The organism is Amycolatopsis sp. NPDC000009, from assembly GCF_055563465.1.
In genome coordinates this window covers 166,243-179,940 of record NZ_JBVHDI010000002.1, presented here as the reverse complement: position 1 = coordinate 179,940, position 13,698 = coordinate 166,243, and the positions used below count along the sequence as shown (strand labels likewise).

Here is a 13,698-nt window from a genome sequence, read left to right as displayed (position 1 = left end):
CGGATTTACGTTCTATTGACTGCTGAGCGGACCGATTCGGTACAGGTCCTCCTGCTCATGCGTTCCTGCCTCGGCCGGGAAATCCGTCGCGGAGAACAGATCCTGGCGTTCGACGGTGGCGTTCCACCGCTTGGCGAACGAGGCGAACAACCGGATCGAAGCCTCGTTGTCCGGGGTGATCGTCGTTTCGAGGTACCGGACGCCCTGGGCGGTCAACTGGTCGAACAGCTCGTCGAGCAGAGCTCCGGCCAGGCCTTTTCCTCGCTGGGACGCGTCGACCGCGACCTGCCAGACGAAGCCGGCGTCCTGCTTGCGGTACCCGATCACGAAGCCGACCGGGGTACCGTCGACTTTCGCGACCACCGAGGTGTCGGCGAAATCCTGGCACCACAGCAAATAGGCGTAAGGCGTGTTGAGATCGAGCTTCTTCGAATCGCGGGCGATTCTCCAGAGCGCGGCACCGTCTGCCTTGGTCGGATTTTCGATCAAGTGCTTTCCGGACATGTCCAAGAAACGTACCGGAGGATTCGGGCGCGGTCAGATCGCCCGCGGCGGCGGCAGCGCGGCTACCTGCAACAACCTCGAAACACACGTGACAAAGGTAACGGTAACGTTTGAAGCGCAGCACGCGTGGGTAAGGCCGCTTCGGTGCGGTCTCACTGCACGTGACGATACCAACCGTTACCACTTCGTCGCACGGTCAGCGCGCGATTCGGCACCTGATTCCGCTATTCACGACGCCGCTTGCGACCCGCGAGCGAACCGATCGGCGTCCAGATGGCGGGGAGGACGAGCAACAGGCAGACGACCAGCCACCACACCGGCGCCTCGCCGCGCCGCCAGCCCGCGACGACGTCGCCGAGCCAGCCGAACAGCGGGTCGCGCACCGGTGGCAGGAACGCGGCGAACAGCAGGGCGGCCACCACCAGCACGCCGAGCACCGTGAGCACCATCCGCCACGTCTTGCGCAACGTCATCAGGCTCACCGCCAGGAACACGATGGCGCCCGCGGCGACCGGCACACCGACCCATTGCAGGACCGGACCGCCCTGTCCACCGAGGACGAAGCCGGCGAGCACGGTGATGAGCGCGGCGAGCACGTTCCACGGCGACGGCAAGGTGGCCGCCCCGCGCGTGATCCACCACGCGCTGCGCCCGGTGGCCTTGGCGAAGGTGGCGGCGGGCTGGACCGATTTCGGCACCCTGGTCGCCCCGGCGGCCGCGTTGATCCCGGCCGCGCCCGCCTTGACCAGTGTCTTCGTCAGGAGCATCGTCCCGCGTTCGTGTTCGAACCGTTCGCCGGAGACCTGGCACGCCTGGAACGCGCGCTGGGTCTGCTCGTCGGTTTCCGGCTCGTCCTCGATGAGTTTCCTGAACCGTTCCGACGGTTTCCCGTTCCCCTTGGCCGTTTTCGCGTCGTGTCCGCAGTGGAGGCCGACACACGGCAGCTCCTCGCGCGCGATCTCCAGCTGCCGGGCCCTGGCGAGCACCATCGCCGTCACCGGCATGCTGATCGGCAGGACGGCTTCGGTTTCGACGTCGGCGAGTTCGCCGTCGAGGCCGAGGAAAGCCAGTTCGCAGTCCAATTGCGCGCGCAGCGCGTCCGCTTCCTCTTGGGACAGCCCGTCTTCCGTGCCCGGCTGTCGCCAGCCGATCTCCTCGAAGGTGTCCCGCACCCGCGCCCGGAACGCGTCCCGCCCGACGACGTCGCGCAGCAGACGCAGCCGTTTCGGGTCCAGCAGGCACTGCACCAGCCAGCCCGCGCCGTCGACCCGGCCCCACATCCAGTCGTTCGCGCGCCAGGACGCCTTGTAGAACGCGCCGAAGTAATCGGCCTGCATCCCGGTGAGCTTGTCCCACGAACGGCGTCGCTTCATGTCCAGCAGCGTCCGCGAATCCGCGCTGACCTGGACGAGGTCGACCCGCTGGTCGACCGACGGAGGCTGCGCGAGCAGTCCCCTGGTCGCGATGTGCAGGCGCACGAGCCGCGAGGTGACGACGGGGTCGGCAGTTCCATCAACGGTGCTCTTGGCGTCGGCACTCTTATCGGTGGCGTTCCCACCGTCGGCGGTGAGCCCGGTCCAGGCCAGCAGCGTGCTGACCGTGTCGGCGGCTTCGGCCTCGGGTTTCGCCTGTGCCAGCGGCAAAAGGATCGGGGTGGCCTGCCGCAGCGCGGCGACGACGAGCGGCCACGCCTCCTTCAGCGTGTCCGAACGGCCGAGCGCGGCCCACTCCTCGGCGAGGCCTTCGATCCAGGCGGCCAGTGTGACGTCAGAGGCAGGCGGCTCCTGTTCGGTGACCCAGCCCGCGAGCCGCTTCCCCCGCGCGGCCTTGTGCCGCGCTTCGTGCAGCAGCACCCGGCAACGGTTGAGCTGCACCGCCTGCTCCGGCGAGGGATCCAGCCGGAAGCCCGCGTTCACCAGTTGCAAGCCGGTGGCGACCGAATCGTCGAGCGCGGTGGTGCGGAAGGCGACGAGATCCGCGAGATCGCAGCCGTCCTTCGGCGGCTCGGCGGGCAGGCCGTCCCGCAACCCGGCCGCCGCGGCCGCGCGCAGCTGCGCCGCCGTCCCGGACGCCCACTGGCGACCCTGATCCTCCACATCGGACAGTGAGAGCCTGCGCGTCGCCTCCCGGACCAGCGCGGTGGCGTCCTCCTGTACCCGCCGGTCGCGGTAGTCGTTCATCAGCCGCTGGTCGACCAGCGAGTCCGGGCCACCGCGAACCCCCATCGCGGCAAGGGTGACCCGGGTCCCCCTCGTCCGGACGACGGCGTCGTTGTGCCTGGTCAGATCCTCCAGTTCGGCGCTGATCGTCTGGCTCAGCACGGTGCCGACGACCTTGCTCATCGCGCTGCCCAGCAGCGGCGGCCGCTCCGGATCGACCGCGACCCGCTCGGCCTCGCGTTCGGCCGTCGGCACCACGTACAGCAGCAGCCGCCGGACGTCCGAATGCGACTGCCGTTCGAAGATCTCCCGCAGCGCCGGGCGCAGCGGCTTGTTCAGCAGCACCCCGCCGTCGGTGAGCCAATGCGAGCGCGTGACGTCGGTGTACTTCGTCATGTCCGGATGCAGCGGGCCGGTCTTCTCGCCGATCGGCATCCGGGAGAGCTCGAACGCGCCGGGGAACGACGCGGTGGACCGCGCGGCGAGCGCGAGCGGGCCGACCACGTCATCCGTCCACAAAGGAGCGTCGAAGCGGAACAGGAGGCGATGTTCGGTGTCCCGCACCAGGTTTCCGAGCGCGTCGTCGAACCTGGTCGTCTCGCCGTCGATCATCGTGCCGGTGAGCAGCACGGTGATGTCGGGGCAGTCGGGTTTCACCGTCGCCTTGTCGGTGATCCGGTGCAACGCGTCCTTGAGATCGCCGAGCAGCACCTTGTCGCCGTCGAGCAGCGAACGCGGTTCCTTCTCACCGGGGTCGCGGATCAGGTTGTCGAGCGAACCCGTGCTGATCCACGTGTCGCGCAGTACCTGCGGGCTCGACCGGAAGGCTTCGGCCAGCCCGAGGCACGCCGCGTTGATACCGCCCGCGCTCGTGCCGGTGAGCACGTCGAGCGAGACGGTGGCGTTGAGCAGATCGAGCAGGGCCCGGTACGGGCTTTTCGATTCCGGCGTTCTCGACGCCTGCAACAGATGCGAGGTCTCGGTGGCGACCCCGCCCATCCAGACCGCGAGGCTCGCCCCGCCCACCATGGTCATCGCCAGCCGGATCTCCTGCGGCCACGGGCTTCCCGCGTCGGCCATGTGCGCCCTCCCCAAGGCTTTTGTGCAGGGGGCACTCTAGACCGGGCGGAGGATCCCGGGTACCGCCGATGGTGCGCCCGTACGGGCAAGGCCCTGCGGCCGGGCGGTTTCGCGTGTCGTCCGTCCAGTCACGTGTGTCGTCCGTCTGATCACACGTGTCGTCCGTCCAGTCACGCGAAACTCCCGGTTCGGTCCAGGTGGTCGTGAGTGGAGTGTTGCGAAAGCCACTTTCGCAACGTTGAAGGTTGGGAAAGTGGCTTTCGCAACCTCAGCGGCCTGCCCAGGTGACTCAGCCGACGGTGAGCACGATCTTCCCGAACTGCCGGTTCGATTCCAGATACCGGTGCGCCTCCACGACGTCGTCGAGCCGGAACGTGCGATCGACCCTGGACTGGAACGAACCCGCCCGGACACCGGCGCGCACGAAGGCGTCGGCCCGGCGGAGCCGTTCGGGATTCAGCGTGATGCCGAAGGCGTTGAACATCCGCATGGTCGGCGCGAACCACAGCGGGAACGGGGTTTCCTTGGTGTCCAAGGCGCCGTAGACCACGAGCGATCCGCCCTCCGCGGTCGCCTCGGACAGCTGGCGCACGCCTTCCCCGGCGATGGCGTCGAAGACCAGGTCCGCGCCGCGGCCGCCGGTGTAGGCCTTGGTGCGCTCGACGACGTCTTCCTCACTCGTCACGATCACGTGTGCCGCACCGGCTTTCAGCAGCCGTTCCTTCTTCGCGGGCGTGCGGGTGGTCGCGATCGTGGTGGCGCCGATGTGGTTCGCGACCTCGATCGCCGCCAGCGCCGTCCCGCTGGAGGCCGCCGTGATCAGCACGGCGTCGCCCGCCCGCACCTTGCCTTCGTCGATGATCGCGCCGTAGGCGGTGAGCAGCGAGCCCCACATCGTGACCGCGTCCACCGAGCCGAGCCCTTCCGGCCGGTGCAGCGTGGCACTGGCCGGGACGATCGCCTGCTCGCCGTAGACCCCGTACTCCTTCTGGGAAAACCCGGCGATCGTGGTGACCCGGTCGCCCGGCGCGAAACCCGTGACGTCCGGGCCGACCGCGTCGATCACGCCCGACGACGAATAGCCGAGACCCGCCGGGAACCGCTCGGCGCGTTCGAAGTAGTAGCCGCCGCGGAACATCGCTTCGGCACGGTTGAGACCGATCGCTTCGATCGAGATCCGCACCTCACCCGGGCCCGGCTCGCCGATCTCGACGTCCACGACCTCCAGCACCTCGGGCCCGCCCTCGGTACGGAAAAGTACTGCCTTGCTCATGTCATCCCCTTGGAGAGTCCGTTACGACTTGTAACGTCCTAGATCGTCTGACACGATCGAATCCGCTGGAAGACGGCACTTTCGTGTCACGACGGAACAAGCCTGTTACGAACGAGGTCAGCGCCATGAGCGACGCCGAAGATTTTTCCGACGAGGAGCCCTGCTCGCTGCGCGAGGTGCTCGGGCTCGTCGGTGACAAGTGGACGATGCAGATCCTGGTCCGGCTGACCGGCGGACCGCGACGGTTCAGCGAGCTCGAACACGGTATCGAGGGGATCAGCCGCCGGATGCTCGCGCTGACGTTGCGGAACCTGGAACGCAATGGGCTCGTGACGCGGACGGTCTACGCGGAGGTCCCGCCGCGCGTCGAGTACGAGATCACGCCGCACGCCGCCGAACTCGACGAGCCGCTGCACGCGCTTTCCGCCTGGGCCTCGAAACACCGGGCGATCGTGGGCGAAGCACGCCGGGCCTACGACGCCACGAAGGCCTCCTGACCCTCCCCGCGTTTCGTCCTCTGGATGCGGTCCTTGCGCGTGCAACTACCGCATCCAGAGGACGAAATGCGGGGGGCGTCAGGCGGCGAAGTGCTCCAGCAGGAGGACTTGCGCCTCACCGACGGCGAAACCCAGGACGGCACCGGTCGCGATCAGGATCCATTCGTCCTGCTGGAAGGCCGGCCGCAGCAGGCCCTCGAACTCGCGCGGCGACAACTCCTTCATCTTCGTCACCAGCACGTTCCGGATGTCCATCGCGTCGTTCGCGTAGTCCTCGATGTACCGCATGGTCTCCGGCAGCTTGTCCATGATCTTCTCGGCGATGTTCAGCTTCATGTCCTGGTAGCGCTTGCTTCCGACGGCGAACACCACCAGCGGTTTCCCGACGCCGACGCGGCGCCCGAGCTGTTCGTCGAGCTGGCGCTGGATGAGCCCGAGCACCCGGTCCGACAGCGGGCCGTGCAGCACCGCCTCGATCACGTTGTGCGGGGTGATGATCTCCTTCGCGATCAGCGCGCCGTACGCCTCCGCGACCTCGCCGCGCCGTTTCAGGAACAGGCCCTGCCAGCGCACGCCGAAATACCGGCGTTCCTCGATCGGATAGAAGATCATCCGCAGCGCGAGCCAGTCGGTGAACCAGCCGGTGAAGAGCCCGAACAGCGGCATGATCAGCGGGAACTTGAACAGCACCCACGCGACCATCTGGATGACGCCGATGAGGCCGCCGAAGAAGATGCCGGAGCGGGCGATGAACTTGAACTCCTTGTCGCCCGCCTCCTGGAAGATCCGGTTCAGCAGCCGTTTGTCCTTGACCAGTGCGGTGACCACCATGCCCTTGAGGTCGAACACACTGTCCACATCGGACTTGATCAGCTCCAGTACGGCCGCGACCATCCGCGGTGTCTCGGCCTGGACGCGCTGGATCACCAGCCGCTGCATGCCCACCGGCAGGGATTCCCACAGGCCGGGCTGGTAGTGGGCGGCGACGTCGCGCACGATGTCCTCGACGGCCGCCTGGAGCGGTTTTTCGATCTCCTTGGCGATTCTGTGCGGGTCGAGCCGGGCGACGATCTCGGCCGGTTTGATCAGCTGCTCGGTCATCGTGTCGCAGGCGATACTCGCCATCCGGGCGGCACGTTTGGGCACGATGCCCTGCCAGCCGAGGAACGGTTTGACACCGACGAACTCGACCGGCTGGAACATCATCCGGATCGCGACGAGTTTGGTGGTGTAGCCGATCAGGGCGGCGACGACCGGGATGGAGACGTAGAGCGGCCAGTGCTCGCCGAAATCGGCGAGGATCCCGTCGAGGAACGCACCCATGCCGAAGTCAGCCGGCGCTCGGGTCGCAGGCCTGCCAGAACTGGGCGCCGAGCCGGGAAATATGGACGGTGCGCTTCACGAACTTCGCCCGTTTGACCGACTTCTCCGCCTCGCGGACGGTCTCGTCGGTCAGCAAGATCTCGTACTGCGTCTCCAGCGCCGGCACTTCTTCGTCCAGCTCGATCAGGCCGAGCCCGATCAGCCTGGTGAGATAACCGGGCACCTGGTCCGGCAGCGAAACCCCGGCGGCCTTGCCGACGGTGGAAGCGTTGCGCAGCACGAACCGCCCGGCCGCACCGAGGCTGGTCCGCTCGGCGACGTCGACGGCGGGGAACGGCGAGCCGTCGGAAAGCGCGGACAGGATGCGGGCCTCGTCCGGAGTGAGCTGCCGCAGGATGATCGCGTAGAGGTACTCGCGGGCCCGCTCGCGGCCGAAGCCGATGGAGTGGTTGAGCAGTTCCGCCATCGCCGCGCGGAGCGGTTCGAGCTGGGCGCGGGTGTGCACGAGGGTGATCGTCGCCTCGACCGCCCGGGAACCGTTGGTGTCGGGCCGATTCATCGCGGAAGCGGCGGTGAGCGCGGCGTGGTACGGATCGTCGACCTCGTCGAGACGGCGGCGCAGCTCCGAAAGCAGCTGCCGCTCGCCCTGTTTGACGATCTGTTCGGCGATCTCGACGCCGGGGAGTTTGCGGGTGAACTCGAAGCCCGTGCGCGCGGCCCAGCCCGCCAGCTGCCCAGCTCGTTTGGCGAAAGCGGCCAGGTCTTCACCGGCGGGTCGATCGTTGCTCACGGGCACTCCCCTCGCGTTCGCGCTGATGCTACCTGCGAGTAGGCCGAATGGCCGAAAATGTGATGGACCTGGGCCCGCTTTCATGGACACTGTTGGATGGTCACCATGAGCTTCACACGCTGGGGTCCGCCGATCGACGTCCTCCCGCTGTTCGCCCGGGAGGAGCAAGCCCTCCTCGACGTACTGACGGGACTCGACGCGGAACAGTGGGCCGCGCCGACGGTGTGCACGGGCTGGACGGTGCACGATCTCGCCGCCCACATCCTCGGCGACAAACTCGGCAGGCTGTCCCGCGACCGTGACGACTACCGGACGACCGCGCCCCGCGAGGGTGAGCGCTTCGGGGACTTCATCGACCGGATCAACGACGAATGGGTCGTCGCGTGCCGGCGGCTGTCCCCCGAAGTGCTGTTCGCGATGCTGGTGGACAGCACCTCGCAGATCGCCGAGATGTTCGGCCGCGCCGACCTCGACGCCGTCGGCGATCCGGTGAGCTGGGCGGGGGAAGAACCCGCGCCGGTCTGGCTCGACGTCGCCCGCGAGTACACCGAATTCTGGGTGCACCAGCAGCAGATCCGCGAAGCCGTCGGCGCGAGGATGCTGGACGATGCGGAGTTCCGCGGGCCGGTGGTCGACACCTTCATGCGGGCACTGCCGCACACTCTGCGTGACGTCGACGCCCGTGTCGGGAGGCAGGTCGCCTGGACCGTCACCGGCCAGGGTGGCGGTAAGTGGACGGCACGGCGGACCGCCGACGGCTGGGAACTCGACCGGGTCGCGCCGACGTCACGCGCGCCGCTGGCCTCGGTGACGACCGACGCGGACACCTTCTGGCGGCTGTGCACCCGGAACCCGGTGGACCCCGGCCGGGTCACCGCCGAGGGCGACGAAAACGTTTGCGCCGCCCTGCTCGGGATGACGTCGATCATCACATCGAGTAACGGCTGACCTTCTCCGGCCGGATGACGAGCCGCACGAGGTCGAGGGTCTGGATCCCGGCCAGCTCGCCCGCGTGGGCGGGGTCGTCGAGGTCCCAGTAACGCGCGCCGAGTCGCGCGGCCAGTTCGTGCGCCCCGTCGGGCTCCACCGTGACACTGCCGGCGACCGAGACCCAGCGCTCGCGTTCGCCCACCGGCGCGGCCACGATGATCGACGCGCGGGGATCGTCCTTCAGGCGCCGCACCTTGGGCGACTCGCGGGGTGTGAAGAGCTGGATCGCGCCGTCGTCGGCGGCCTCGAACCACACCGGGCGGACCGGGCCGTCGGCCACGGTCAGGAACCCGTGCAGCGGGCGGCGGAGGAATTCGAGGTCGTCGGTGGTGAGCATGAGCTCGATTCAACACGGCGGACTCGGACGATCCCATAGGTGAAAGACCGGATCGCCTGCGTATTCGTCTAACCTCGGCCGGGTGGACGTGTTCAGTGACCTGATCCGCGGGGTGCGCTCGCACGGTTCGTTGTTCGGCAGTTCGACCCTGTCCCCGCCGTGGAATCTGCACTTCGTGGACGGCGCGCCGCTGACCCTGTGCGCGGTGCTCACCGGCGCGGGCTGGATCGTCCCGGAGGACGGCCCGCCCGAGCCGCTTCGCGCGGGCGAGTCGGTCATCGTGCGCGGCCCCGCGACGTTCACCTTCGTCGACGCGGTCGGCACCCCGGCCGAGCCGATCGCGTGCGGCGAGCACTGCGCGACACCCGAACAGGGCGGGACGCGGCATCGTCTCGGCTGGGTCGGCGATCCCGGCGGCGAAACGACCTTGATCGTCGGCGCGTACCCGGTGCGCGGCGAGATCTGCCGCCCGCTGGTGGACTCGCTGCCCGCCCTGGTGCGAGTGGACTCCGGCGGCGCGGGCGACCCCGTGCTTGAGCACGTCGCCGCCGAGGTCGCCGTCGACGCACCGGGGCAGCAGGTGGTCCTCGACCGGCTGCTGGACTGGCTGCTGGTCTGTTCCCTGCGCGAGTGGTTCGACCGGCCGGGCGGCGAGCCCCCGGCGTGGTGGGCCGCGCAGCGGGATCCCGTCGTCGGCGACGCCCTGCGCCTGCTGCACGCGGAACCGGCGGCGCCGTGGACCGTCGGCACGCTGGCCGGGCGCACCGGGGTGTCGCGGTCGACGCTGGCCAAACGGTTCGCCGACCTGGTCGGCGAACCGCCGCTGACCTATCTCACCCGCTGGCGCATGACCCTCGCGGCGGATCTCCTCGCCGGTCCGGAACCCGCGACCCTTTCCGACATCGCCCGTACCGTCGGCTATTCCGACGCGTTCGGGTTCAGCGCGGCGTTCAAACGCGTGCGGGGAGTCAACCCGAGCGAGTTCCGGCGCGGGGTCCCTCAGCGCAGCTGATGCCGCGACTTCTTGGCCTGCTTGCGCAACTGCAGGATCCGGGCGCCGCCGACGAGCGCGACCAGCACGCCACCGGCGATCACGGAGAACAGCATCGCGACCGCCAGCGGCATGCTTCCGGACATGCCCAGGAAGTGCACGGTGGCCGTGTCCTGGTTCTGCAGGATGAACACGAGCAGGAACACCAGCACGATCAACGCCACGATGACGGCGATCCAGGTGCCGCTCACCCGTGTCCGTTTGAGCTTCGGGCCGGCTTCGAATTTACCGCTGTGGCGTGCGCCGCCCGCGGTTTCGGACGGCTTGACGGGAACCTGGGCGGCGCCCTCCTCCGGCTGCGTCATGCGGACAGTGTCCGCCGAAGCGGGCTTGATCGCGCTCTCAAGCGTCCGAACGGGTGACCTCGTCCGCCGCGCGCAGCACGCGCAAGGTGTTCTTCCCGGCCAGTTTCGCGCAGTCCTCTTCGCTCCAGCCGCGTTCCAGCAGGGCGGCGAAGAGCACCGGGTACTTCGAAACGTCTTCGAGGCCTTCGGGCAGCGTCGCGACTCCGTCGTAGTCGCCGCCGAGTCCGATGTGGTCGACTCCGGCCACTTCGCGCGCGTGCTCGATGTGCGCGACGACGTCGTCGATGCCCGCCTTCGGCTTCTCGGGGCCGCCTCGTTCGGCGGTGAACTTCGTGCGCTGGTCGATGTTCCGGTAGTCCTTGCCCGCGGCTTCCATGTCCTGACGCAGCTGGTCGTCCCACTCCGCGACCTTCGGCGAGATGAAGCCCGGCACGAACGTCACCATCGCGACACCGTCCTTGGCCGCCAAGGTCCCCAGGACGTCGTCGGGGATGTTGCGGGGATGGTCGTTGACCGCGGTGCAGGACGAGTGGCTGAAGATCACCGGCGCGGAACTGACCTCCAGCGCGGCCCGCATCGTGCTCGGCGCGACATGCGAGAGGTCGACCAGCATGCCGATCTTGTTCATCTCGCGGACGACGTCGCGGCCGAACTCGGTGAGCCCGCCGTGCTCGGGTTCGTCGGTGCCGGAGTCGGCCCAGGTGGTGTTGTAGTTGTGCGTCAGTGTCATGTAGCGGACGCCGAGACGGCGCAGGATCCTCAGCACGCCAAGGGATTCGGCGATGCTGTGCCCGCCCTCGGCACCCAGCAGCGACGCGATCTTGCCGTCGCGGAAAGCGGTTTCGGCCTCGTCGGCGGTGTCGACGAGGGCCAGGCGATCGGGGTAGCGCTCGGCCATCTGGTGCACGATCTCGATCTGTTCGAGCACGGCCGTCACCGCGCTGTGGCCCTCGAACTGACAGGGCACGTAGACGGACCAGAACTGCATCCCGAGCCTGCCTTCGGCGAGCTTCGGGAAGTCGGTGTGCAGATGCGGCTGACGGACCGTGAGATCCGTGCCGGCCACGGCCTCGACCGGGTCCGGCCCGGTCGTGACCCGCAGCTCCCATGGCAGATCGTTGTGCCCGTCCGCGAGGAGGACCCTGTCGAGCAGGGCCTGGGCGCGGACGAGGTCCCCGTTAGTCATCGGACGATTTTACGTTCGCGTGCTTTGCTCTCCCCGCTATGGGTTGAGCCACCCCGCGGCCGCTACCAAACCGTTGCCGGTCACCTGGTGCCCGCCGGGATGCCGGTGGGCGACGACGTCCGCGCCGCGTTCGCGCAGGTCACGGACGAGTGTCTCGGCCGAAGCCAGCGGTGCCATCGGATCGTGCTCGCCGTTCGAAAGGAAGACCCGGGTACCGGACAGGTCTTCGCGTGGCGGCTCCGGGAGCGGTGACATCGCCGCGAACAGCGCGGACTCGCGGACGGCGTCCGGACGGAGCAGGGACACCGCGGCGGCGATGTTGGCACCGTTGGAGAACCCGATGGCGACCAGCCGCCGGTCGCCGAGGGCGTACTCCTCGCGCGAGGCGAGCACGAAATCGGCCAGCTGGTTCGCGCGGAAGACGACGTCCTCGTGGTCGAAAACCCCTTCCGCCAGCCTTCGGAACCAACGCGCCGCACCGTGTTCCGACACCGGCCCGGCCGGCGCGAGCAGCGCCGACGCCGGGCTCAGCTGCCGGGCGAGCGGCACGAGATCGTCCGGGCCGCCGCCGGTGCCGTGCAGGAGCAGCAGCACCGGCTCGTCGAGCGCCCCTTCGACGTACTTGTGCTCCAAGGCGCTCATCGCGGGTTGTTCTCGCTCGGCAGGTCCAGCTTCGGCAGCATGGCCTCGATGTCCTCGCGTTTGGGCTCCAGCCACGGCGGCAGTTTCAGCGCGCGGCCGAGCTCCAGCAGCGGCTCGTCGATCGCGAAACCGGGTTCGTCGGTCGCGACCTCGAGCAGTGTGCCGCCCGGCTCGCGGAAGTAGATCGAGCGGAAGTACTGACGGTCCAAAATGGACGTCACGTTCACGCCGTCGTCGATCAGCTCGTCGCGCCAGGCGGCCTGGGTGTCCTCGTCCGGCGCGCGCCAGGCGACGTGGTGCACGGTGCCCGCCGCCACCAGCCCGCGCGGGGCGTCCGGCTTGACGAGGACGTCGACGAGCGCACCGGGGCCGCCTTCGCCGGCGGAAAACCGCAGTCGGTCGCCATCCTGGTGGTCGAAGGTCAGGCCGAGGCCGTCGGTCAGCATCCCGGCGGTCGCGTCCTCTTTGGACACCGACAGCGTGACGGAGTGCAGCCCGCGGATGGCGTGTTCGGCGGGGACCAGCTTCGTGTCCCACGGGTCGCGCGGGTCGCCCTGCGGATGTGCGACGAGCGCGAGTTCGAGGCCGTCCGGGTCGAGGAAGGTGAGCGTCTCCTCGCCGTCGGAGTTGCGGATCCGGCTGGTCTCGACGCGGTTCTCGGCGAGGTGCCGCTTCCACCAGCCGAGCGAGGTCTCCGGCACGGAGAACGACGTCGTGGTCGCCTGGCCGGTGCCGTGCCGGCCCTTCGGCGCGTCCCGCCACGGGAAGAACGTCATGAGCGAGCCCGGCTTGCCGGACTCGTCGCCGTAATAGAGGTGGTACGTGCCGGGGTCGTCGAAGTTCACGGTGGTCTTCACCAGCCGCAGGCCGAGCGCCCGGGTGTAGAAGTCCGCGTTGCGCTGGGGGTCGCCACCGATGGCGGTGACGTGGTGCAGGCCCGAAGTCTTGATCGACATGGTGCCCCTCCTCTGGGAGCCGGTGAACTCAAGCTAGCCCGATAACCTCTCGCGCGCAAGATATATTCCAGCAAGAGTTCTTGGTGTACCCTCGCCCGCGTGACAGTGGCGAAAGCGGAGGAACCGAACGACGACGAAGTGGTCACGTGGTGGGGCCTGGTGATCGAGGGCTACCTGGCCACCCAGAACAAGCTGATGGGCGAGATCGCCGAACGGTTCGGCCTGGCGCCGGCGTCGTTCGACATCCTGCTGCGGCTCGTGCGGTCACCGGAGCACCGGATGCCGATGACGCGGCTGGCCGTCGAGGCGGCGCTGTCGAGCGGCGGGTTCACCAAGGTCGCGGACCGGCTGGTCGCCGCGGATCTGATCTGCCGCGTGCCCAGCCCGGACGATCGCCGCGTCACGTTCGCGGCGCTGACCGACCACGGTCTCGACGTCGCCGAGAAGGCCAGGGAAGCGTGCGCGGAGATCCTGCGGCGCATCGTCCTCACTCCGCTCGGTGACGGCGCGCACGACCTGGCCGAGGCCATGCGAACCCTGCGCACCGTCAACGGCGCTTGACACCTACCGCATTCAGTCCTCTGGATGCGGTACTTGCGTGCGCA

Annotated in this window: 14 protein-coding genes; 4 read left to right on the top strand and 10 right to left on the bottom strand. The window is 68.6% G+C overall.

Annotated features, from left to right (window positions below; genetic code table 11):
* Nucleotides 1–12 precede the first annotated feature (12 nt).
* The 3 genes from ectA to ACZ3HL_RS06870 form a co-directional block, all read right to left on the bottom strand.
* Nucleotides 13–504, bottom strand: a complete 492-nt coding sequence (gene ectA, locus ACZ3HL_RS06880) for a diaminobutyrate acetyltransferase (RefSeq protein WP_465529364.1) — start codon at nucleotides 502–504, stop codon at nucleotides 13–15.
* Nucleotides 505–728: 224 nt separating this feature from the next.
* A complete protein-coding gene (locus tag ACZ3HL_RS06875; RefSeq protein WP_465529362.1) occupies nucleotides 729–3,743 on the bottom strand; it encodes a patatin-like protein in 3,015 nt (1,004 codons plus the stop codon).
* Nucleotides 3,744–4,032: 289 nt separating this feature from the next.
* Nucleotides 4,033–5,016 (bottom strand): zinc-dependent alcohol dehydrogenase family protein, encoded by a 984-nt coding sequence (locus ACZ3HL_RS06870; RefSeq protein WP_465529360.1) that lies wholly within the window; start codon nucleotides 5,014–5,016, stop codon nucleotides 4,033–4,035.
* Between the two features lie 125 nt (nucleotides 5,017–5,141).
* Here ACZ3HL_RS06870 and ACZ3HL_RS06865 point away from each other — a divergent pair, with 125 nt between their 5' ends.
* Nucleotides 5,142–5,513, top strand: a complete 372-nt coding sequence (locus ACZ3HL_RS06865; protein ID WP_465410704.1) for a winged helix-turn-helix transcriptional regulator — start codon at nucleotides 5,142–5,144, stop codon at nucleotides 5,511–5,513.
* A gap of 78 nt (nucleotides 5,514–5,591) precedes the next feature.
* Here ACZ3HL_RS06865 and ACZ3HL_RS06860 read toward each other — a convergent pair whose 3' ends face one another.
* A complete protein-coding gene (locus tag ACZ3HL_RS06860; RefSeq protein ID WP_465410702.1) occupies nucleotides 5,592–6,836 on the bottom strand; it encodes a DUF445 domain-containing protein in 1,245 nt (414 codons plus the stop codon).
* Between the two features lie 7 nt (nucleotides 6,837–6,843).
* Complete coding sequence (locus tag ACZ3HL_RS06855) at nucleotides 6,844–7,626, bottom strand: Abi-alpha family protein (RefSeq protein ID WP_465410700.1); 783 nt, start codon at nucleotides 7,624–7,626, stop codon at nucleotides 6,844–6,846.
* A 96-nt stretch (nucleotides 7,627–7,722) separates the two neighbouring features.
* Here ACZ3HL_RS06855 and ACZ3HL_RS06850 point away from each other — a divergent pair, with 96 nt between their 5' ends.
* Entirely contained in the window at nucleotides 7,723–8,574 is an 852-nt protein-coding gene (locus ACZ3HL_RS06850) for a maleylpyruvate isomerase family mycothiol-dependent enzyme (RefSeq protein ID WP_465529358.1), read from the top strand.
* Here ACZ3HL_RS06850 and ACZ3HL_RS06845 read toward each other — a convergent pair.
* Nucleotides 8,555–8,953, bottom strand: a complete 399-nt coding sequence (locus ACZ3HL_RS06845; RefSeq protein ID WP_465529356.1) for a pyridoxamine 5'-phosphate oxidase family protein — start codon at nucleotides 8,951–8,953, stop codon at nucleotides 8,555–8,557. The two genes, ACZ3HL_RS06850 and ACZ3HL_RS06845, sit on opposite strands and share 20 nt — an antisense overlap.
* An 82-nt stretch (nucleotides 8,954–9,035) precedes the next feature.
* Between ACZ3HL_RS06845 and ACZ3HL_RS06840 the strand changes: the two genes are divergently transcribed.
* The gene (locus tag ACZ3HL_RS06840) at nucleotides 9,036–9,965 is read left to right on the top strand and encodes an AraC family transcriptional regulator (protein ID WP_465529354.1); all 930 of its coding nucleotides are present in this window, start codon (nucleotides 9,036–9,038) and stop codon (nucleotides 9,963–9,965) included.
* On the opposite strand, the gene ACZ3HL_RS06835 is transcribed toward ACZ3HL_RS06840, so the two are convergent.
* Genes ACZ3HL_RS06835 through ACZ3HL_RS06820 form a run of 4 tightly spaced genes read right to left on the bottom strand, consistent with a single transcriptional unit; the run spans nucleotide 9,953 to nucleotide 13,093 of the window.
* Nucleotides 9,953–10,309: a LapA family protein gene (locus ACZ3HL_RS06835; RefSeq protein ID WP_465410690.1), complete on the bottom strand. Its 357-nt coding sequence runs from the start codon at nucleotides 10,307–10,309 to the stop codon at nucleotides 9,953–9,955. The two genes, ACZ3HL_RS06840 and ACZ3HL_RS06835, sit on opposite strands and share 13 nt — an antisense overlap.
* 37 nt (nucleotides 10,310–10,346) lie before the next feature.
* Nucleotides 10,347–11,495, bottom strand: a complete 1,149-nt coding sequence (locus ACZ3HL_RS06830) for a dipeptidase (RefSeq protein WP_465529352.1) — start codon at nucleotides 11,493–11,495, stop codon at nucleotides 10,347–10,349.
* A gap of 36 nt (nucleotides 11,496–11,531) precedes the next feature.
* Complete coding sequence (locus tag ACZ3HL_RS06825) at nucleotides 11,532–12,137, bottom strand: alpha/beta hydrolase (protein ID WP_465529350.1); 606 nt, start codon at nucleotides 12,135–12,137, stop codon at nucleotides 11,532–11,534.
* A complete protein-coding gene (locus ACZ3HL_RS06820; RefSeq protein WP_465529348.1) occupies nucleotides 12,134–13,093 on the bottom strand; it encodes a ring-cleaving dioxygenase in 960 nt (319 codons plus the stop codon). Before ACZ3HL_RS06820 ends, ACZ3HL_RS06825 begins: the two co-directional genes overlap by 4 nt.
* A 99-nt stretch (nucleotides 13,094–13,192) precedes the next feature.
* Here ACZ3HL_RS06820 and ACZ3HL_RS06815 point away from each other — a divergent pair, with 99 nt between their 5' ends.
* Nucleotides 13,193–13,654, top strand: coding sequence for a MarR family winged helix-turn-helix transcriptional regulator (locus tag ACZ3HL_RS06815; protein WP_465410681.1), 462 nt, complete (start codon nucleotides 13,193–13,195; stop codon nucleotides 13,652–13,654).
* Nucleotides 13,655–13,698: the final 44 nt, after the last annotated feature.

Coding starts and splice junctions, on each gene's coding strand:
- ACZ3HL_RS06820 (WP_465529348.1), bottom strand. CDS start 13,093: ATGTCGATCAAGACTTCGGGCCTGCACCACGTCACCGCCATCGGTGGC.
- ACZ3HL_RS06870 (WP_465529360.1), bottom strand. CDS start 5,016: ATGAGCAAGGCAGTACTTTTCCGTACCGAGGGCGGGCCCGAGGTGCTG.
- ACZ3HL_RS06875 (WP_465529362.1), bottom strand. CDS start 3,743: ATGGCCGACGCGGGAAGCCCGTGGCCGCAGGAGATCCGGCTGGCGATG.
- ACZ3HL_RS06850 (WP_465529358.1), top strand. CDS start 7,723: ATGGTCACCATGAGCTTCACACGCTGGGGTCCGCCGATCGACGTCCTC.
- ACZ3HL_RS06860 (WP_465410702.1), bottom strand. CDS start 6,836: ATGGGTGCGTTCCTCGACGGGATCCTCGCCGATTTCGGCGAGCACTGG.
- ACZ3HL_RS06865 (WP_465410704.1), top strand. CDS start 5,142: ATGAGCGACGCCGAAGATTTTTCCGACGAGGAGCCCTGCTCGCTGCGC.
- ACZ3HL_RS06830 (WP_465529352.1), bottom strand. CDS start 11,495: ATGACTAACGGGGACCTCGTCCGCGCCCAGGCCCTGCTCGACAGGGTC.
- ectA (WP_465529364.1), bottom strand. CDS start 504: ATGTCCGGAAAGCACTTGATCGAAAATCCGACCAAGGCAGACGGTGCC.
- ACZ3HL_RS06835 (WP_465410690.1), bottom strand. CDS start 10,309: ATGACGCAGCCGGAGGAGGGCGCCGCCCAGGTTCCCGTCAAGCCGTCC.
- ACZ3HL_RS06845 (WP_465529356.1), bottom strand. CDS start 8,953: ATGCTCACCACCGACGACCTCGAATTCCTCCGCCGCCCGCTGCACGGG.
- ACZ3HL_RS06825 (WP_465529350.1), bottom strand. CDS start 12,137: ATGAGCGCCTTGGAGCACAAGTACGTCGAAGGGGCGCTCGACGAGCCG.